Origin of the sequence: Aquabacterium parvum (assembly GCF_001447195.1) — a bacterium.
Classification (GTDB): domain Bacteria; phylum Pseudomonadota; class Gammaproteobacteria; order Burkholderiales; family Burkholderiaceae_C; genus Aquabacterium; species Aquabacterium parvum.
Genome location: NZ_LFRI01000516.1, coordinates 21,900 through 39,285 on the forward strand (window position 1 = coordinate 21,900; position 17,386 = coordinate 39,285).

Annotated in this window: 16 protein-coding genes; 8 read left to right on the forward strand and 8 right to left on the reverse strand. The window is 66.1% G+C overall.

Annotated elements, in window-relative coordinates; translation table 11 throughout:
- Window positions 1–26: 26 nt before the first annotated feature.
- The gene (locus ABG80_RS18625) at window positions 27–1,196 is read right to left on the reverse strand and encodes an efflux RND transporter periplasmic adaptor subunit (RefSeq protein WP_058089070.1); all 1,170 of its coding nucleotides are present in this window, start codon (window positions 1,194–1,196) and stop codon (window positions 27–29) included.
- Between the two features lie 242 nt (window positions 1,197–1,438).
- Between ABG80_RS18625 and ABG80_RS18630 the strand changes: the two genes are divergently transcribed.
- Window positions 1,439–2,308 carry a phytoene/squalene synthase family protein gene (locus tag ABG80_RS18630; protein WP_160322606.1) on the forward strand — a complete coding sequence of 290 codons (870 nt, stop codon included), beginning with the start codon at window positions 1,439–1,441 and terminating at the stop codon, window positions 2,306–2,308.
- Window positions 2,309–2,311: 3 nt separating this feature from the next.
- On the opposite strand, the gene ABG80_RS18635 is transcribed toward ABG80_RS18630, so the two are convergent.
- Window positions 2,312–3,397 (reverse strand): TIGR03790 family protein, encoded by a 1,086-nt coding sequence (locus ABG80_RS18635; RefSeq protein WP_058089194.1) that lies wholly within the window; start codon window positions 3,395–3,397, stop codon window positions 2,312–2,314.
- Here ABG80_RS18635 and ABG80_RS23045 point away from each other — a divergent pair.
- Both ABG80_RS23045 and ABG80_RS18640 read left to right on the forward strand, forming a co-directional pair.
- Window positions 3,387–3,545: a hypothetical protein gene (locus ABG80_RS23045; RefSeq protein WP_160322607.1), complete on the forward strand. Its 159-nt coding sequence runs from the start codon at window positions 3,387–3,389 to the stop codon at window positions 3,543–3,545. The two genes, ABG80_RS18635 and ABG80_RS23045, sit on opposite strands and share 11 nt — an antisense overlap.
- A gap of 47 nt (window positions 3,546–3,592) precedes the next feature.
- The gene (locus ABG80_RS18640) at window positions 3,593–4,348 is read left to right on the forward strand and encodes an IclR family transcriptional regulator (protein ID WP_058089072.1); all 756 of its coding nucleotides are present in this window, start codon (window positions 3,593–3,595) and stop codon (window positions 4,346–4,348) included.
- A gap of 93 nt (window positions 4,349–4,441) precedes the next feature.
- Here the strand turns inward: ABG80_RS18640 and pbpG are convergent, their stop codons facing one another.
- The 6 genes from pbpG to ABG80_RS18670 form a co-directional block, all read right to left on the reverse strand.
- Window positions 4,442–5,662 (reverse strand): D-alanyl-D-alanine endopeptidase, encoded by a 1,221-nt coding sequence (gene pbpG / locus ABG80_RS18645; protein WP_083506270.1) that lies wholly within the window; start codon window positions 5,660–5,662, stop codon window positions 4,442–4,444.
- Between the two features lie 151 nt (window positions 5,663–5,813).
- Window positions 5,814–7,355 carry a 2-isopropylmalate synthase gene (locus ABG80_RS18650; RefSeq protein WP_058089073.1) on the reverse strand — a complete coding sequence of 514 codons (1,542 nt, stop codon included), beginning with the start codon at window positions 7,353–7,355 and terminating at the stop codon, window positions 5,814–5,816.
- Between the two features lie 82 nt (window positions 7,356–7,437).
- Window positions 7,438–8,286: a CDP-diacylglycerol--serine O-phosphatidyltransferase gene (pssA, locus tag ABG80_RS18655; protein ID WP_058089074.1), complete on the reverse strand. Its 849-nt coding sequence runs from the start codon at window positions 8,284–8,286 to the stop codon at window positions 7,438–7,440.
- The gene (locus tag ABG80_RS18660) at window positions 8,283–8,930 is read right to left on the reverse strand and encodes a phosphatidylserine decarboxylase (RefSeq protein WP_058089075.1); all 648 of its coding nucleotides are present in this window, start codon (window positions 8,928–8,930) and stop codon (window positions 8,283–8,285) included. Before ABG80_RS18660 ends, pssA begins: the two co-directional genes overlap by 4 nt.
- Window positions 8,927–10,186 carry a mechanosensitive ion channel family protein gene (locus ABG80_RS18665; RefSeq protein WP_058089195.1) on the reverse strand — a complete coding sequence of 420 codons (1,260 nt, stop codon included), beginning with the start codon at window positions 10,184–10,186 and terminating at the stop codon, window positions 8,927–8,929. Before ABG80_RS18665 ends, ABG80_RS18660 begins: the two co-directional genes overlap by 4 nt.
- A gap of 122 nt (window positions 10,187–10,308) precedes the next feature.
- On the reverse strand, window positions 10,309–11,244 hold the full coding sequence (locus ABG80_RS18670; RefSeq protein ID WP_058089076.1) for a histone deacetylase family protein: 936 nt from the start codon (window positions 11,242–11,244) through the stop codon (window positions 10,309–10,311).
- A 75-nt stretch (window positions 11,245–11,319) separates the two neighbouring features.
- Between ABG80_RS18670 and ABG80_RS18675 the strand changes: the two genes are divergently transcribed.
- The 5 genes from ABG80_RS18675 to ABG80_RS18695 all read left to right on the forward strand — a co-directional run bounded on the left by ABG80_RS18675 (window position 11,320) and on the right by ABG80_RS18695 (window position 17,319).
- A complete protein-coding gene (locus ABG80_RS18675) occupies window positions 11,320–12,270 on the forward strand; it encodes an AAA family ATPase (protein ID WP_058089196.1) in 951 nt (316 codons plus the stop codon).
- Complete coding sequence (locus ABG80_RS18680) at window positions 12,267–13,322, forward strand: DUF58 domain-containing protein (RefSeq protein ID WP_058089077.1); 1,056 nt, start codon at window positions 12,267–12,269, stop codon at window positions 13,320–13,322. The genes ABG80_RS18675 and ABG80_RS18680 overlap by 4 nt, the downstream gene beginning before the upstream one ends.
- The gene (locus ABG80_RS18685) at window positions 13,319–15,457 is read left to right on the forward strand and encodes a transglutaminase family protein (RefSeq protein WP_058089078.1); all 2,139 of its coding nucleotides are present in this window, start codon (window positions 13,319–13,321) and stop codon (window positions 15,455–15,457) included. The genes ABG80_RS18680 and ABG80_RS18685 overlap by 4 nt, the downstream gene beginning before the upstream one ends.
- A 185-nt stretch (window positions 15,458–15,642) precedes the next feature.
- A complete protein-coding gene (gene mltB / locus ABG80_RS18690; protein WP_235513959.1) occupies window positions 15,643–16,821 on the forward strand; it encodes a lytic murein transglycosylase B in 1,179 nt (392 codons plus the stop codon).
- A gap of 30 nt (window positions 16,822–16,851) precedes the next feature.
- Window positions 16,852–17,319 carry an H-NS histone family protein gene (locus tag ABG80_RS18695; protein ID WP_321166069.1) on the forward strand — a complete coding sequence of 156 codons (468 nt, stop codon included), beginning with the start codon at window positions 16,852–16,854 and terminating at the stop codon, window positions 17,317–17,319.
- The last annotated feature ends 67 nt before the right edge of the window (window positions 17,320–17,386 follow it).

Sequence of the window (17,386 nt, forward strand, 5' to 3'; positions counted from 1 at the left end):
CGGTTGCTCGATGATCCGCGCAGGGATCAGGAACGAGATGGCATCGGGGTCGACGCCGAAGACGCCGCAGCAGGCGGCACGGCCGGGCGCTCACCCAAGCCGGGCTCGACGTAGCGCTTGACCTTCTGCCCAGGGTTGAGGACGTGCACACCAGCGGTCACCACCTCCTGACCAGGCTTGAGCCCGTCGGCCACCAGGACCACGTTGCCAACGATGTCGCCGGTGACCACGGGCTGCGGCTTGACGGTCATGGACTGGCCATCCAGCACCCAGACCACCGAGCGGCCTTCGCGCTGTGCCAGGGCGTGCAGAGGCAGCTGGATGCCACCCTTGATGCGGGTGGGGGTGCGCACGAGCACGGCAGCCGTCTGGCCAAGCTCGGCCTGGAGTTCGCCGATGTCGGCCTTGACCAGCAGGGTGCGGGTGAGGCTGTCGGTGGCGCCCGCCACCTCACGCACCTTGGCCGCTGACCATTCCGTCGCGCCCCAACGGCGCACCTGGATGCCTGCGGATTTGCCAATCAACGCGCGCACAGCGGGGCCCATGTCTTCCGGCACGGCAAAAACAACGTCACGGGGGCCGTCCTGAGCCAGCGTCAACACGGGCTGCCCTGCCCCCACGACCTGCCCTGGCTCGACATCAACCGAGGTGATCACGCCGGCAGCGCCCGCGGTCAGCGACGCGTAGCCAGCCTGATTGAGCTGAACACCAGCCTGGGCACGAGCCTGGCGAAGGCTGGCCTGCGCAGCGCGTTCGGCCGTGGTGTGGCGCTCGAGCTCGGCTTCGCTGATGAAACCTTGTGAACGCAGCTCTTTGAAGCGCGCCAGGTCAGCGCCGGCCTGCCCTGCCTGGGCCTCCGCCGCAGACAAGGCCGCTTTGGCCGCGTCGGCGCCCAGCCTCAGGTCCTGCGGATCGACCTGTGCCAACAACTGGCCAGCCTTGACCCGTTGCCCCAGCTCCACCGCGCGCTGCGTCACCTTGCCACCCACCCGGAAGGACAAGCGAGATTCGGTGCGGGCTCGGATGTCGGCAGAAAACTCTCGTTGCAACGAGGCGCCGCCATCGGACAGCACCATGGTGCGCACGGCCCGAATCGGGGCCACTTGCTCGGCCTGCTTGCCGCAAGCAGACAAGAAAACAGCAGAGACGAGGAGGATCGCGACCAGGGGCGCGGCAGAAGGCGCAGAACGAGACATGGAGGGAGCAGGAGTTGCCAGGGGCCAGCGCATGGTGTGCAGGGGTTCGGATGCAAGGAGGACAACCGCCGTCGCGGTCGGGTCGGATCACCCATGCCAACCTGGTGGCGCAGCAACTGACCCGCGGGTCAGTAATGTAGGCACGCGCGCCTGCCCATGTCAATTCAGCTGTTGAGACAATGGCGACCTCTTTGTCCGCCCCTTGTTGTTTGTTGCGGGCAAACCCGAACCCTCACACCACCATGTCCGAGACCCCCCATCCCTTGTCGCCAGATTTTCCTCGCCCTGGCAGCAGCCTGGCTCACGCGATGCGCCTAAGCCCTGCGGCGCACGCACCCGCCCTGCTCTGCTGGCTGAATTGGTGGCACGAAACGGCCCGCATCCCGTTGGACGTCCAGGACCCGGGCGTGGCCGAAACCAAGCTGCGTTGGTGGGCCAACGAGCTGCAGGCAACCGAACGGGGCGAGCCCAACCACCCCCTCACGCGCGAGAAAAACAACTTGCGCCTGCCCGAGGGAGCCACTTGGCCAGAAACCGCCGTTTGCATGACCCAGATCGAGGGCCTGGTTCAACTGGTGCATCAAAACCGCTGGATGGACGAAGCCCACTTCGTGCGCCACGCTCAGCAGACCACCGGACTGGCCTGCGAAAGCGCTGCACGCCTGCTGGGGGCCACGAGCGATGAGGCGCGCTCGGCCGCCGCCTTGCTTGGCACCGGCCTGCGCCTGAGCCACCGACTGGGGCGCCTGGGCCAGGACGCACGCGCTGGCTGGGTCATGGTGGGCATCGATTTGTTGCAGACCCACGACGTCAAGGCACACCAGCTGGTCAAGCCGGTTCCTGAGCAGGCGCCGCCAGGCTGGCCGCAGCTGCTGGCGGACCTCGCGCAACGCGCTCGCACGCCACTGCATGAATCCCTGGGTCAGATTCGGCGCCTGCCCAAAGATCAGTCCAAGGCCCTGCGACCGCTGGTGCTGCTGGCGCACCTGGCGCTCACCCAGGTCGAGGTGGTGGCCAACGCGGGCGACGCCGTGCTGCACCAGCGCCTGCTGCTGACGCCCTGGCGCAAGGCCTGGACCGCTCAACGCGTGGCCTGGGGCTGGATGCGCTGAACCTCAGCGGCCAAAAGGCGCGGCCAGGGGCTCACCCACGAACAGGCTCTGACGGGGCCATGCGACGCTCTTCCAGTAAGCCTCCATGGCCGAGGCCCCCTGGGCATAGAACAACAGCAGCAACTGTGGGTGCGGGAACTTCTGCAGGTGTGCGCAAGGCTCGCTCACCGTGCCATGGCTGGCCGTGGCGCCAGCCTGTATCCAGGACATCACCGTCATCTGGCTGTTGGGCTTGTCGAGGACACCTCCGAACGAGGTCAGGTGATCGGCCAAGGCGCCTGGCAGGAAGTTGACGCTCTCGAGGCCGTCCACGTGCGTGCGACCGGTCAGGTACATCAACACCCGGTCAGCGTGACGCAAGGCGTCGGTCTGGTCCAGGTGGACGTCGATGCCAAAAGCCGGCACCGGACCGGCCGGCGGAAACAGTTGACGACGCACGCTGCGCAGGGCGTCGGACGTGGCCACGAAATGCACGTTCGCAGGCTGCGCCCCACGCTCACCGAGTGTGCCGTCCGAAGCCACCCCGCGGTTGATGAGGGCCCTGGCCTGGGCCACGTCGGGTGCGGCCAGCAACATGCTCAGGCGAACGCCCAAGTCACGCATCGGGTGGGTGCTGGAGGAGCCGAAGTACCGCGATGGCTTGCTGGGTGCGCAGGTCTTTTCACAAAGTGCCGGATCGAACCCCAGGGCCAGCGCCCCGGTGATGCTGTGGCACTCGACCGCGTGCGGCTGGCGCCAAGCCAGGGCCAGGCCCTGGGTTCGCACGCCGAAAAAGCCATCGACCTGGCGCCTGAAAGCCTGGAACTCCTGGCGATCCAGGGTGGGCCTGACGGGCAGGCGCAACCTCAGCACCTGGCTGGGCGAGATCTTGCGCGCGCGGATGTAGTGCTCGCCCACCTCGACGGAGTACGGGTCGTCCACGTTGATGACCACACCGAGTTCTTCTGCGGTGATCCGCCCCCACACCCGCGGCACCCTGATCCATTGGCGGCTGCTGGCGTTGGCACCAGCGCCCTCGTCGGATGCCTCGACCGCACGAGATGCCGCTGGCGACGTGGCCGATTGAGCCCGCACAGGCGTGGACGCCATCGAGCAAATCAGGGCCAGGAAAGCGGACGCCAACACGGCGGCGCGGGGCAATGAAGAACCAAACCTGTGCATGGCCGTATCAGATGCCAAAAAAGGCACATGGGAAAAGTGGAACTGCACTCAAGGAACCGCCAGTTTCGCCGATTGATGCTTCATCCCACGTCCCAAAAGGCCATTGCGCCGAAGGAAAACCCGATGAGCGATTCCAGACCAGACGGCACGTCGATCCAGGTGTTGGGCAGGATGTTCTCCCTGCTCGACACCCTGGCCCACGGCAACGAGGCCATGTCGTTGAAGTCCATCAGCGAACAGACCGGCCTGCACCCCTCCACCGCCCACCGCATCCTCAATGACCTGGCCTCGGGCGGCCTGGTCGAGCGCTCGGGTCCCGGCGCCTACCGGCTGGGCATCCGCCTGCTGGCCTTGGGCAATCTGGTCAAAGCCAGGCTGGACGTGCGTGACCTCGCGGTTCGCCCGATGCAGGAACTCCATCGCGTCACCGGTCAATCGGTGTCGCTGTTCGTGCGCCACGATGACGAAGCGCTGTGCGTGGAGCGCACCGTCTCAGAGCGAAGTGGCGTGCAGGTGACGCGGGTCATGGGCTTGCGCTTGCCGATCACCGGTTGCGCCGCCGGAAAGGTCCTGCTGATCAACGAATCGGGCCTGGTGCTCAACGCACTGAGCCAATCTGCCAACTTGCGCACCGAAAACCTGCAGGCCGAACTCAGCCAGATCAGACAGGCTGGCATGGCCATCGACGTAGAGCCGGGCGAGCCGGGCTCTCAAACGGTGGTCGCACCCATCCACGATGACCTGGGCGGTGTCGCCGCCAGCCTGGCGCTGAACATCGGCCATTCTCGCGGGCTCCCCGCAGAGTGGCAGGAAGCACTCAAGGGCTGCGCCCAGCGCATCTCGCTGGCCCTGGGCTGGCAGGACCCCTCGGTGACATGAACCAGCGGGTGCAGCGCATTCAAATGGAAAACGGGCCCTTCGGGGCCCGTTTCACGAATGGAGCTGCCGGATTGCCCCCGACGCCGGCACCCGTCAGGATGTGACCTTGGCCGAAGCATGGGTGCTCAAAGCACCCTTTTGTGCGGCGTTCTCGATCCAGCGGCGAACGCGCTCGGCATCGGCCTGGCGAGAGTACTTGCCCGCAGAGTCCAGGAACACCATGATGAACTTGCGGCCGGCCATGCTCGCTTGCATGACCAGGCAGCGCCCGGCCTCGACGATGTAGCCCGTCTTCTGAAGACCGATGTCCCAGGATGGGCTGCGCACCAGGCTGTTGGTGTTGCGGAACTGGAGCTGGCGGTTGCCCAGGCGAACCGCGTGCTCGGGCGACACAGACAGTTCACGGATCAGAGGCTGCTGATAAGCGGCCTTGACCAGCATGGCCAGGTCTCGCGCGGTGGCCTGGTTGCCACTGTTCAGACCGGTCGGGTCAACGTAGCGGGTGTCGTGCATGCCCAGCAGGCGGGCCTTGGCGTTCATGGCGCTGACGAAGGCAGGCATCCCGCCTGGGTAGGTTCTGCCCAGGGCATGGGCGGCGCGGTTTTCGGACGACATCAGCGCCAGGTGCAGGAGCTCGCCTCGGCTGAGGCTGGAGCCCACTGCCAAGCGAGAGCTGCTGTTCTTTTCGGTGTCAACGTCGTCGTTGGTGATGGTGATCGAGTCGTCCAGGGGCAGGTGCGCCTCAACGACAACCACCGCCGTCATGAGCTTGGTCAGGGACGCGATCGGCAGCACCGCCTCGGGGTTCTTCGAGAGCATGACCTCGTTGGTGTCCTGGTCCATGACGAGGGCGACGCTGGACTTGAGCTCGAGCGGGTCTTGCGTCTGGTGCAAGCCGTACAGTTGCCCGAAGGACGCGCCCTTGGCGCCAGATGCGGCGACCAGGCTGGCCGTGGGACGGGACAAAGCGTTGGGCGAACTCACCGCGATGCGCGAGAACGCGGGAACTTCTGGGGTGCGAGCGACGCTGGCGGCTTGGGCGCGTGCCGAGGAAGCGGAGCGCTTGCCCGTTGCTCGCGTGGCTGCAACCCGCGACTCGCTCCGGGAGCCGACCACCTTGCGTTGGCGAGCCTGGGCAGCGGCCGTGCGCTTGCCGGCCTGTTTGCGAGAGGCCACCTTGGACTCTTTGGCTGATTTGGCCTGCTTGACGACCTTGACCTTTTTGGTGGCCTGGGACTTGGCCTCGCGTGGGGTCGACTTGGCCTCGGCCAGCTGGGGCTGAGAAAAGCCTGCCACGCAGGCCACCAACGCCATCAACACCCAGTGGGATGCCTTCAATTTTCTGTCCACCACGTTACAGCCCTTTCGTCCACACAGGGAGTGTAATGAAAATGACGCGTAAATCAAGGACTTACGCGTCATTCATCAAGCGGCCTGGAGCATCAGGCCATCGGGGCGAGGGTTTTCACCCCTGAGCGGCCACCCTTTCGGCCTTGCTGTGCAGCTTGTTCAGGGCTGCCAGGTAGGCTTTGGCGGACGCCACCACGATGTCCGGGTCGGCTCCGACCCCGTTGACGACGCGACCGCCATGCTGCAGACGGACTGTCACCTCACCCTGTGATTCTGTGCTGCCGGACGTGATGGCATTCACGGAGTACAGGAGCATTTCCGCGCCACTTTTCACGACAGCCTCGATGGCCTTGACGCTGGCGTCCACCGGGCCATTGCCTTCGGCCTCGCTGCGATGCTCGACGCCGCCGGCCGCGAACACCACCTGAGCCTGAGGCCGCTCACCCAGTTCAGACTGCTGCGACAGCGCGACCAGGCGGTAGTGCTCCTGCTCGCTCGTGACGCTTTCATCGCCAACCAGGGCGATGATGTCCTCGTCGAAGATCTCGCTCTTGCGGTCGGCCAGTTCCTTGAACTTGGCGAACGCGGCGTTGATCTCGGCTTCCGAATCCAGCTCGATGCCGAGTTCCTGCAGGCGCTGCTTGAAGGCGTTGCGACCCGAGAGCTTGCCCAGCACGATCTTGTTGGCCGACAGGCCGACGTCCTCGGCGCGCATGATCTCGTAGGTGTCGCGGGCCTTGAGCACGCCATCCTGGTGGATGCCCGAAGCGTGTGCGAAGGCGTTGGCGCCCACCACGGCCTTGTTGGGCTGCACGACGAAACCGGTGGTCTGCGAGACCAGGCGCGAGGCCGGCATGATCTGGCGGGTGTCGACGCCGACGTCGAGGCCGAAGTAATCGCGGCGGGTCTTGATCGCCATGACGATTTCTTCCATGGCGCAGTTGCCGGCGCGCTCACCCAGGCCGTTGATGGTGCACTCGACCTGGCGCGCACCGCCGATCTTCACGCCGGCCAGCGAATTGGCCACGGCCATGCCCAGGTCGTTGTGGCAGTGCACCGACCAGATGGCCTTGTCGGAGTTGGGCACCTTGGCGCGCAGCTCGCGGATGAAGTTGCCGTACAGCTCGGGGATGGCGTAGCCGACCGTGTCGGGGATGTTGATGGTGGTCGCGCCTTCGGCGATCACGGCCTCGCAGACGCGGGCCAGGAAGTCGATCTCGGAGCGGAAACCGTCTTCGGCCGAGAACTCGACGTCGGAGGTCAGGTTGCGGGCAAAGCGCACCGAGGAACGGGCCTGCTCCAGCACCTGCTCGGGCGACATCCGCAGCTTCTTTTCCATGTGCAGCGGGCTGGTCGCGATGAAGGTGTGGATGCGCCAGGCGTTGGCGCCCTTCAGGGCCTCGGCCGCACGGGCGATGTCGCGGTCGTTGGCGCGGGCCAGCGAGCACACGGTGGAGTCTTTGATGACGTCGGCGATGGCCTTGATGGCCTCGAAGTCGCCGTTCGACGAAGCCGCGAAACCGGCCTCCATCACGTCCACCTTCATGCGCTCGAGCTGGCGGGCGATGCGCAGCTTTTCGTCGCGGGTCATGGAGGCGCCGGGCGACTGTTCGCCATCGCGCAAGGTGGTGTCAAAAATGATCAGCTTGTCGGTCATGGGGGTCTCCTCGCCCTGTGGTGGGGCAAGCGGGGGCGGCGGTTCGCACCCCGTGTCAATCAGCTTGGGTGGGCTTAACGCTTCAGCGGTGCAAACCAGCTTCCTCGGGCTCGTCCGTGGAGGTGGAAATCACGCTCACACGCTTGCCCTGACTGAGTTTCCAGGCGTAGACGCCGTAGCCGGACAGGCCATACACCACGAACACGCCGAACAGCACGATCGGCGGGTGGATGGTGATGACGGCGATGCCCAGCGCGATCGCGACGATCACGATGAAGGGCACGGTCTTGCGGAAGTTGACGTCCTTGAAGCTGTAGAACGGGATGTTGGTGACCATGGTCAGCCCCGCATACAGCGTGAAGGCAAAGGCCAGCCAGGTCAGCCAGATGGCATCTTGCGGCACATAGCCGGCATCGGTCACAACCCAGATCAGGCCCACCACCAAGGCGGCAGCAGCCGGACTGGGCAGCCCCTGGAAGAAGCGCTTGTCGACCACCGCGATGTTGGTGTTGAAGCGCGCCAGTCGCAACGCGGCGCAGGAGCAGTACACGAAGGCGGCGATCCAGCCCCACTTGCCCATGCCCTTGAGCGCCCATTCATAGACGATCAGAGCCGGCGCGGCACCAAAGGACACCATGTCCGAGAGGCTGTCCATCTGCTCGCCAAAGGCGCTCTGCGTGTTGGTCATGCGCGCGACGCGGCCGTCCAGGCTGTCGAGCACCATGGCGCAGAAGATGCCGACGGCAGCCTGGTCGAAGCGGTCGTTCATGGCCATGACGATGGCGTAGAACCCACCGAACAGCGCGGCCAGGGTGAACAGGTTGGGCAGGATGTAGATGCCCTTGCGGCGCGGGCGAGGCGGCTCGGACGGGGTTTCGGCGCAGGCGTCAACGGCCTCGTCGGCACCCGATTGAGGATCAGGGAGGTTCATGCGGTCACCAGGGTCGCCAGGACGGTGGTGGTGGCGGACACGCGCTCGCCTGGGGCGACCTTGGGCACGGCGTGCGGCGGCAGGTAGATGTCAACGCGAGATCCGAAGCGGATGAGGCCATAGCGCTGGCCACGGGTGAGCGTGTCACCGGGCTTGACGTGGCAGAGGATGCGGCGGGCGATCAGGCCGGCCACCTGTACCAGGGTCACCAATTGGCCATTGGACTCGATGACCACGGCATTGCGCTCGTTGCGTGGGGAGGCAGTGTCCAGGTCGGTGTTGATGGCTGCGCCCGGGAAGTATTTGACGTCACGGATCACGCCATCGACGCTGGCGCGGTTGGCGTGGGTGTCGAACACGTTCATGAACACGCTGATGCGCAGGGCCTCGCGGTCGGCGTAGGGATCACGCGCCTTTTCGATGCGAACCACGCGCCCATCAGCGGGGCACAGCACGGCACCCGCCTGGCTGGGCACAGGGCGCGGGGCGTCTCGCCGGCTGAGCATCAGCCAGAAGGCTGACAAGGCGAGCGCCAGCAGGCCCCAGGCGTCGCTGACCAGGAAGGCCAGGAGCACGGTTGCCAGCAGCAGGCCCAAAGTGAGTGGGCGATGGGTCCGGGTGAACAACTGCAGGATGGACATCATGGTGCGGGCGAGGATACCACCCCGCCCGCCTGGGGCGCCGAGGGGAGACTGGCCTGGCGCAGCACCCGCTGCGGAAAAGGAATTTCAACACCCAGCCGGTCCAGTTCGGCCAAAAGAGCCAGGTTGACGGCCGAGCGCACGCCCAACTGGCCGATTTCCGGGTCCATGATCCAGAACGACACGGTCAACTCCAGGCCGTCGGCCGCAAACTGGGTCAACAAAACCGACGGCGGCGGATCCTGGACCACACGGGGCACCTGGGCGACAGCGGCCTGCAAGCAGGGCATCACCGACTGCAGGTCGGTGCCATATGCCACCTGCACCACCGTCGTGACCGACACGCGCCGGTCAGCCAGCGAGGCGTTCTCGACCCGCTGGGTGATGAGCACCTCGTTGGGCACGATGGACTCCCGCCCGTTCGTGGCCCGGATCACCGTGAAGCGGGTGTTGATGTCGGTGATGACGCCCTCGAAGTTGTCCACCCGCACCAGGTCACCGATGCGCAGGCTGCGCTCGGCCAGGATGACGAAGCCGCTGACGTAGTTGGCCGCCAGCTTCTGCAGGCCCATGCCCACGCCCACGCCCAGGGCGCCACCGAACACCGACAGCGCCGTCAGGTCGATGCCCACCGCCGACAGCGCCAGCATCAGCCCGGCCACCAGCAGCAACGCACGCAGGATGTTGGCGGCCATCTTGCGCAGCGAGAGGTTGTCCGTTGCCCCCTTGAGCAACCTGGCTTCCAGGGCCGAAGAAAGCGACAGCGACAGGATCATCACCAGCACCGCGCTCAAGGTGCCCTCGATCAGGTTGCGCAGGCTGACCCGGCTGGAGCCGATCTTCCAGGTGATCTCATCGAGTTCCATCAGGATGATGGGCAGCAAGCCGGTGATCCAGAGCACCGTGGCCAGCCAGGCGCCCCAGGACACCGTGCGCTCGACCACCCTCAGGGCGCTGGACGCCGGGAAAGCAGCGCCCAGCACCTTGACCGTCAGTCGGATGACCGCCAGGGACGAGAGCACCGGTATGGCAACGCGAAACACCGCCAGCGGGATCGCCTCCTGCAGCACACGCCGGGCGATGAGCGCCAGCAGCAGTGCCAGCACCGGAAACAGGATGCCGTCGATGACGTGGTGGCCGAACCAGATGGAGCTTGGATCAGGCTGTTTACCCCGCAGGAATCGGATGAGCAGCCACGCAAAACCCAGACAGCCGATGACCACCCCCAGCTCGATCAGCGCGGTGGGCTGCTGCAGCATGGACAACAGTTGCTCCAGCTCGGCGGCGGTCAGGGGGCGGGTGTGGGCGCCGGCGAAAGCAGCCGACGAGGGAGCCGACGCTGCGGCAAAGGAAACAAGGGAGGTCACAGGCAGAAGAAGGGTCAGTATTCGATCAGCGTGCGCACATGTGCCGCGACGCTTCGCGCCAGGGCGTTGAGGTTGTAGCCGCCCTCCAGGCAGGAGACGATGCGGCCCTTGGCGTGCACACGGGCGATGTCCATGACTCGCTGAGTGATCCAGGCGTAGTCGGCTTCGACCAGACCCAGGCCGCCCATGTCGTCCTCGCGGTGAGCGTCAAAGCCGGCCGAAATGAAGATCATCTCGGGCTTGAAGTCTTCCAGTCGGTAGAGCCAGTAACTCTCGATGACATCTCGGACCACCTTGCCGTCGCTGCGCGCCGGCACCGGCACGTTGACCATGTTGCCAGCGCGGCTCTCGGCACCGCTGAACGGGTAAAACGGGTGCTGGAACAGCCCGACCATCAGCACTCGGTCGTCGTTGGCCAGGATGTCTTCGGTGCCGTTGCCATGGTGAACGTCGAAGTCGACCACCGCCACGCGCTGCAAGCCCCGCACATCCAAGGCATGGCGGGCCGCCACGGCCACGTTGTTGAAGAAGCAAAAGCCCATGGTGTGGTCGTGCGTCGCGTGGTGCCCGGGTGGGCGCACGGCGCAAAACGCATTGGCCAGCTTGCCGTCGATGACCGCATCCGTCGCGGCCACCGCCGCCCCCGCGGCACGCCAGGCCGCCGATCGGGTTCCCGGGCACCCCCAGGTGTCAGGGTCCAGCGCGCGGGTGTCCCCCGTGGCCTCGAGCTGCTGCAGGAAGTCATCGAGCGTGAGCACGTAATTCAAGTCGTGCGCCAGTGCCAGGTCCTGGTTGGACGCCATGGGCACGTCCTGGGGCAGCATGAGCACGTCCAGGCCCACGGCACGCAGGTGATCGTCGATGGCGTGCAGCCGGGCCGGGCACTCCGGGTGCCCCTTGCCCATGTCGTGAGCAAGGCAGTCCGGGTGAGAGAAATAGCCGGTGGTCATGGTTCAGAAAGCGCTTCGGCGCTCCCGGGAATCGGTTAAGGTCTTGCCATGCTTCGCAACGATTCGCACGCTTCCATGCCCGCCAGCCTGCCATCGGGTTTGACTGCTGGGAAGGCCACGCACCTCACGTCGCTCATCGATCAGGTTAGCACGATCATCGTGGGCAAGAAGGAGCAGGTCTCGCTCAGCGTGATCTGCCTGCTGGCCAGCGGGCACCTGCTGGTCGAGGACGTGCCAGGGGTCGGCAAAACCACGCTGTCGCAGGCCCTGGCCAGGTCGCTGGGGCTGAGTTGCGCTCGCGTGCAGTTCACCGCCGACTTGCTGCCCTCCGACCTGATCGGGGTGAGCATCTACGAGCGCCAGAAAGAATCGTTTGTCTTTCATCCCGGGCCGGTGTTCGCGCAGGTGCTGCTGGCCGACGAAATCAACCGGGCCGGGCCTCGCACCCAAAGTGCGCTGCTCGAGGCCATGGAGGAGCGGCAGGTTTCCGTGGACGGGCAGACCTTGCCTTTGCCAAGCCCCTTCTTTGTGATCGCCACGCAAAACCCGGGCGAGCAACTGGGCACGCACCCGCTGCCTGAATCACAACTTGATCGCTTCGCGATGCGACTGTCGCTGGGCTACCCCGATGCCATCGCCGAGCGCTCGTTGCTTCAGGGCTCGGACAGGCGCCAAGCCCTGCAGTCACTGCAGCCGGTGATGTCGCCCGAGTCCTGGCTGGCCTGCCAGAGACAGGTTGACAGCGTGCACGTGTCGGACAGCCTGCTTGACTACGTGCTGGCGCTCATCCATGCCACCCGGGACGGACGCTGGTTCGCGCAGGGTCTGAGCCCGCGCGCAGGCCTGTCGCTGCTGAGGCTGGCCCGTGCGCGGGCCTTGGTCATGGGCAGGCAACACGCCTCACCGGAAGACATCCAGGTGCTGTGGGTGCCAGGCGTGGCCCACCGGTTGCAAGCACTGAACCAGTCAGGGCGCAGCGCCGCAGCCCAGGCGCGAGCCCTGCTGGAGGCGACGCCGGTGCCATGATGGCCGCCGTGACGTCGCGCTTGAGGCAACGCTGGTCGGATTGGTGGGAGGCCAGGTTGCCCCGCCAAGACAAGTTGCGGCTCACGCAGCGCAACCTGTACATCCTGCCCACGCGCGCTGGCTGGGGATTTGCCGCCGTGGTGAGCGTGCTGTTGCTGGCCTCCATCAACGAGCAGGTCAACCTGGGCTACGCGCTGGCCTTCTTGCTTGGCGGCTCAGGTCTGGCGGCCCTCTACCAAACGCACGGCAACCTGCAAGGCATCAGCCTGAGCCTGGGCAGCCCGCCCAGCGTCCATGCCGGGCAATTCGTGCAACTGCCCGTCACGATCACCAACCAGCACAAACGGCTGTGGCGCTGTGCGTTGGCAGTATCGGCTTCGGGCCCTGAGCCCAGGTTGGCAGGCGCAGTGCAGTTCGCCGACCTGCCCCCCGGGCAGGACACCTGTTTGCTGATCGACATCCCAGCGCAGCAGCGCGGCCAGCAAGCCCTGCCTCGCCTGGTCATCGAGACGCGTTACCCGCTGGGGCTGTTCAGGGCCTGGTCGTACTGGCGCCCGCGCTCGCAGGTGCTGGTGTGGCCCGCACTGGACACCCTCGCCCCGCAACTGCCTGACAGCGACAGCGTCGACCCCAACCTGGCCACCACCCACCAAAGCCGTCAGGGACAGGACCTGCCCGAAGGTTTGCGTGACTACCGCAGGGGCGACCCGGTGCGCTGGATCGCCTGGAAAAAATCCAGCCTGACGCTGGCCACCGGCGCAGGTCTGGTCACCCGCGAGCCTGCGGCGAGCAGGGCACCCGATCGCTGGCTGGACTTCGAGCGCAGCCCAGGGCTGGCGAACATGGACACAGAAGAACGGCTGTCTCGGCTGACATCGTGGTTGTTGATGGCCGAACAGGAGTCTGCGGCACTGGGGCGCGCTTATGGCCTGAGGCTGCCGGGACAAGTGGTCGCCTGCGGCCAGGGGCCCGCCCACCTCAGGCATTGTCTGGACACCCTCGCCACCTGGCCAGGTGGTGCCGGGTCTGCCCGCGGAGGTCGCCACCCTTGAGCCGCCCCCGCACCAGCCTGAGCCGGGACGGCCGCGACACATTGTGGTTGCTGGCCGTGATCACGGTTTGCATCCTGCCTCACCTCGGTCGCCTGCCGATTTGGTGCAGCGTGGGCACGGGCCTGGCCATCGCCTGGCGCGCCTGGCTCGCCTGGCGCGACGCCCCACTGCCGCCACGCTGGATGCTGGTGTTGGCCTTGATCGCTGCCACAGGCCTGACCCTGCTCACCCACCAGTCCATTTTTGGGCGGCAAGCCGGCGTCACGCTCGTGACCCTCCTGACCGCCCTCAAGACCCTGGAGCTGCGAGCCAGGCGCGATGCCTTCGTGGTGACATCGCTGGGCTTTTTCCTGGTGCTGACTCAGTTCCTGCACTCTCAGGCCATTGGCTTGGCTGCACTGATGCTGGTGGCCACGCTGGGCCTGCTCAGTTCGCTGGTGCTGGCGCAGCGGCAGCAAGGTCGCCCGCCCATCACCGCGGCCGTGGGCGCTGCCGCCCGGTGCATGGTGATGGGCGTGCCCGTCATGCTCGCGCTGTACCTGCTGTTCCCCCGGTTCGGACCGCTGTGGAGCGCACCGTCAGACAGCGGTCCACGCACCGGCCTGTCCGACAGGATCGAGCTGGGAGAGATGTCCGAGCTGGCCCTCGACGACAGCGTGGCCATGCGCGTTCGCTTCCTGGGGGCAACGCCGCTGCACCACGAGATGTACTTTCGGGGGCCGGTGCTGGACCGCTTCGATGGCAAACACTGGACCAGCAGCGCGGCGCTTCGCCAACCATCCCCGATGGGCGCAACGGCCGCGACGACCTCTCAAATCGACGCACCCGAAGCCTTGGGCCGACAAATCAACTACCAGTTGACGCTGGAGCCCAATCGCCTTCGCACCGTGCCCTTGCTGGATGGCACGCTGGTCGCCAAGCCGGCGGCCAACGGCTCGACCACGACGCTGCAGCGAGACGGGCTGAGCTGGCACGCGCGAGCCCCCTTGACCGAGCGAACCCAGGTTGACGCGAGCGCGTGGATGGGCACCCGGGACACGCTGGATCCGCGCACTCGCGAGACCGGCCTGGGCAACCTGGCCTTGCCTCTGGGCCACAACCCCCGCACCCTGGCCTGGGCGGCCCAATGGCGGGAGCGAGGCAACCTGAAGGAAGCCGACGCTGACGCGCTGGCGCAGTCCCTGCTCAGCCACATTCGCCAGGGCGGCTTCAGCTACACCCTCGCGCCGAATGATGGCCCAGGGGATGGCTCGGAGCCCCGCCCGCATCCCATCGACCGTTTCTGGCTGGATCGCAAGACCGGTTTTTGCGAACACTACGCCACCGCCTTCGTCGTGATCTTGCGGGCGATGAACGTGCCCGCGCGAGTCGTCACCGGCTTCCAGGGCGCCGAGGTCAACCCTGTCGACGGGCTGCATGTGGTGCGCAACAGCGACGCCCATGCCTGGGCGGAATATTGGTCGGTGCAGCGAGGCTGGGTGCGCATCGACCCGACGGCCGCGGTCGCGCCGAATCGAATCGACCGCCCTCGCCCACCGATCCGCTACCCCGAGCAACTGCCACCGGCCCTGCGAGGGCTTGACCCGGCATTCTGGAGCGGCCTGCGAGCCTACACGGATGCCGCGAACCACCGATGGAACGTCTGGGTGCTGCAGTATTCAAGGCAACAACAGATGTCCCTGCTTCGCGACTGGGGTTTCGAGTCCCCAGACTGGGTCACGCTGGTGCGGATGTGCGCAGGCATCGTCGGCGCACTCGCCATCGCGGGGCTGTTGTGGCTTTGGTTGCAACGTCCCAGGAAGGGTCGATCTCCCTGGCATGCCCCGCTGATGAAAGTGCACCGTGCATTGCTGGCGGCCGGACTAAAGGCCCCAATCGATTGCCCTGCCCCGGCGCCAGCGTTGAATTGGGCCAGCGCCATCGAGCGACAAGCACCGAGCCGCCGTCATCCGGAGCTTGCGCTGGCGCTCATCGAACGGCTCCAACGCCTGGACGCATTGCGCTACGCCCCCGAGCAGCCCCGCGCGCGACAACAACGGCAGGCCCTGGTCAAAGAGGTCACGAAGCTGGCTGCGCAGTGGGCCAGTCAGTCAGGTCGCCCCCACACCACGCCCGTGATGCGCCCACGTGGCTGAGCGCCGCGGCATTTGGCACACTGCCCCCTCGCGTGCGCCAAAGCACACGCCCATGCACACGCCCATGCACACGCCCATGCACACGCACCATGCCCCGCTCCTGCCTCGCTCCCATGTTAGACCGCCCCACTCGAGCCCTGCCCGCATCGCCCTGTCACACCAGGCCGCTCATCTCCTTGACCTCTGTGCTCCTGGCCTTGGGCGTTGCGGCCTGTGGCTCGTCGCCCAGCACCGCCCCTGACACGGGAGCCGCCATCCCCGCAGCGCCCCGTGCGCTCGAGCAGCCGCTCCAGCAGCCCACGCCTTCGGCCCCAGCTCCTGCGGCATCCTCACCAGCGCTGGTGGCGACCCCCATCGCCACGTCGAGCGCGCAAAACGAGCAGCCCAGGCCATTGCCGGCAGACCAGGCCAGCTACGCGGATCGCGGCGATGCAACGCAGCTCGCCGACGAGCTGGCCCGCCGCCATGACCTGCCCGCGCCGTGGGTGCGAGAAGCCATCGCCCAGGCTCGCTACCGCGAGGTCGTGGGCAAGCTGATCATGCCGGCGGCCAACCCAGGTGCCAAAAACTGGGCGGCTTACCGCAGCCGGTTCGTCGAGCCCCAACGCCTGCGTGCCGGACAGCGCTTCTGGCAGGCGCACGCCGCCGACCTGCAACGCGCCGAGGCACGCTACGGCGTGCCGGCGCACATCATCGCTGGCGTGATTGGCGTGGAGACCCTTTACGGACGGGACACCGGTCGCTTCCGCGTGCTCGACGCCTTGACCACGCTCTCACTTGACTTCCCGAAAGGTCGCAGCGATCGCAGCGCTTTTTTTCGACAGGAGCTCGGTGAGTTCCTGACGATGTGCCACGAGCAGGGATTGGAGCCGGGCCAGGTGCTGGGCTCGTTCGCCGGCGCCATTGGCTGGCCACAATTCATGCCGAGCTCGATTCGTCGCCATGGCGTGGATTTCGATGGCGACGGACACATCGACCTGATGAACAGCCCCAGCGATGCGATCGGCAGCGTCGCGAATTTCCTGGCCGCGCACGGCTGGCAGGCGCAATGGCCCACCCATTTCTCCGTGCAAGCGCCCGGCAGCGGGCCACAACTCGACACCCTGCTGGCGCCGGATATACGCCCCACATTCACCGCAAGCCAAATGCAGGAGCTCGGCGCCAAGCTCCCAAAAACCGCGATGGATCACCCCGGGCCCCTGGCCATGGTGTTGCTGCACAACGCCGGCAAGCCCCCCACCATCATCGCTGGCACCCGGAATTTCTACGCCATCACGAGATACAACCAGTCCAGCTATTACGCTCTGGCGGTGATTGAACTCGGGCAGGCGATTTCCAGCCCACCGAAGCGCGACAATCAATAAGCGATTTACCTTGATTCACACTTGCTTGCCATGTGGATTGGCGGCGGCAAAAACCTGGGTATAGAATTCGCCAATCTGCCGCGCCCCTCTTTATCCACCGCCGCAGATCCGGACTGGTCCTCGATTAAGTATCCAAGCCTGGGCATCGGGCAACAAAGGAAGCACATGAGCAACTATCAGGAACTCCTCGCGCAGAAGGCAGCTCTCGAAAAACAAGCCGCCGACCTCGAAAAGCAACTTCAAGAGGCCCGTCGCGCAGAGCGCTCCTCCGTGATCAACCAGATCAAGTCCATGCTGGCCGAGCACGGCCTGACCGTCGCTGACCTTGGGATCAAGCCCGGCAAACCTGCGGCTTCCGGCTCCACCGCAGGCAAGAAGGTCGCCCCCAAGTACCGCAACCAGGCCACCGGTGAAACCTGGACAGGCCGTGGCCTGCAGCCCAAGTGGATTCAGGCTGCCATCGCGTCGGGCAAGAAACTGGAAGATTTCGCGATTTGAACGGCTTCAAACCCGAATGAACCCAAAGGGCCGGAATCATCCGGCCTTTTTCTTTTGCCACCCAAAC

Bases quoted from the DNA above. Each gene is read 5' to 3' on its own strand.
- ABG80_RS18675 (WP_058089196.1), top strand. From the start codon at position 11,320: ATGCCCGCCAGCCTGCCATCGGGTTTGACTGCTGGGAAGGCCACGCAC.
- ABG80_RS18670 (WP_058089076.1), bottom strand. From the start codon at position 11,244: ATGACCACCGGCTATTTCTCTCACCCGGACTGCCTTGCTCACGACATG.
- pssA (WP_058089074.1), bottom strand. From the start codon at position 8,286: ATGAACCTCCCTGATCCTCAATCGGGTGCCGACGAGGCCGTTGACGCC.
- ABG80_RS18695 (WP_321166069.1), top strand. From the start codon at position 16,852: ATGTGGATTGGCGGCGGCAAAAACCTGGGTATAGAATTCGCCAATCTG.
- pbpG (WP_083506270.1), bottom strand. From the start codon at position 5,662: ATGGCGTTGGTGGCCTGCGTGGCAGGCTTTTCTCAGCCCCAGCTGGCC.
- ABG80_RS18680 (WP_058089077.1), top strand. From the start codon at position 12,267: ATGATGGCCGCCGTGACGTCGCGCTTGAGGCAACGCTGGTCGGATTGG.
- ABG80_RS18640 (WP_058089072.1), top strand. From the start codon at position 3,593: ATGAGCGATTCCAGACCAGACGGCACGTCGATCCAGGTGTTGGGCAGG.
- ABG80_RS18665 (WP_058089195.1), bottom strand. From the start codon at position 10,186: ATGCTGCAGCAGCCCACCGCGCTGATCGAGCTGGGGGTGGTCATCGGC.
- ABG80_RS18625 (WP_058089070.1), bottom strand. From the start codon at position 1,196: ATGTCTCGTTCTGCGCCTTCTGCCGCGCCCCTGGTCGCGATCCTCCTC.
- ABG80_RS18635 (WP_058089194.1), bottom strand. From the start codon at position 3,397: ATGGCGTCCACGCCTGTGCGGGCTCAATCGGCCACGTCGCCAGCGGCA.
- ABG80_RS18660 (WP_058089075.1), bottom strand. From the start codon at position 8,930: ATGATGTCCATCCTGCAGTTGTTCACCCGGACCCATCGCCCACTCACT.
- ABG80_RS18650 (WP_058089073.1), bottom strand. From the start codon at position 7,355: ATGACCGACAAGCTGATCATTTTTGACACCACCTTGCGCGATGGCGAA.
- ABG80_RS18630 (WP_160322606.1), top strand. From the start codon at position 1,439: ATGTCCGAGACCCCCCATCCCTTGTCGCCAGATTTTCCTCGCCCTGGC.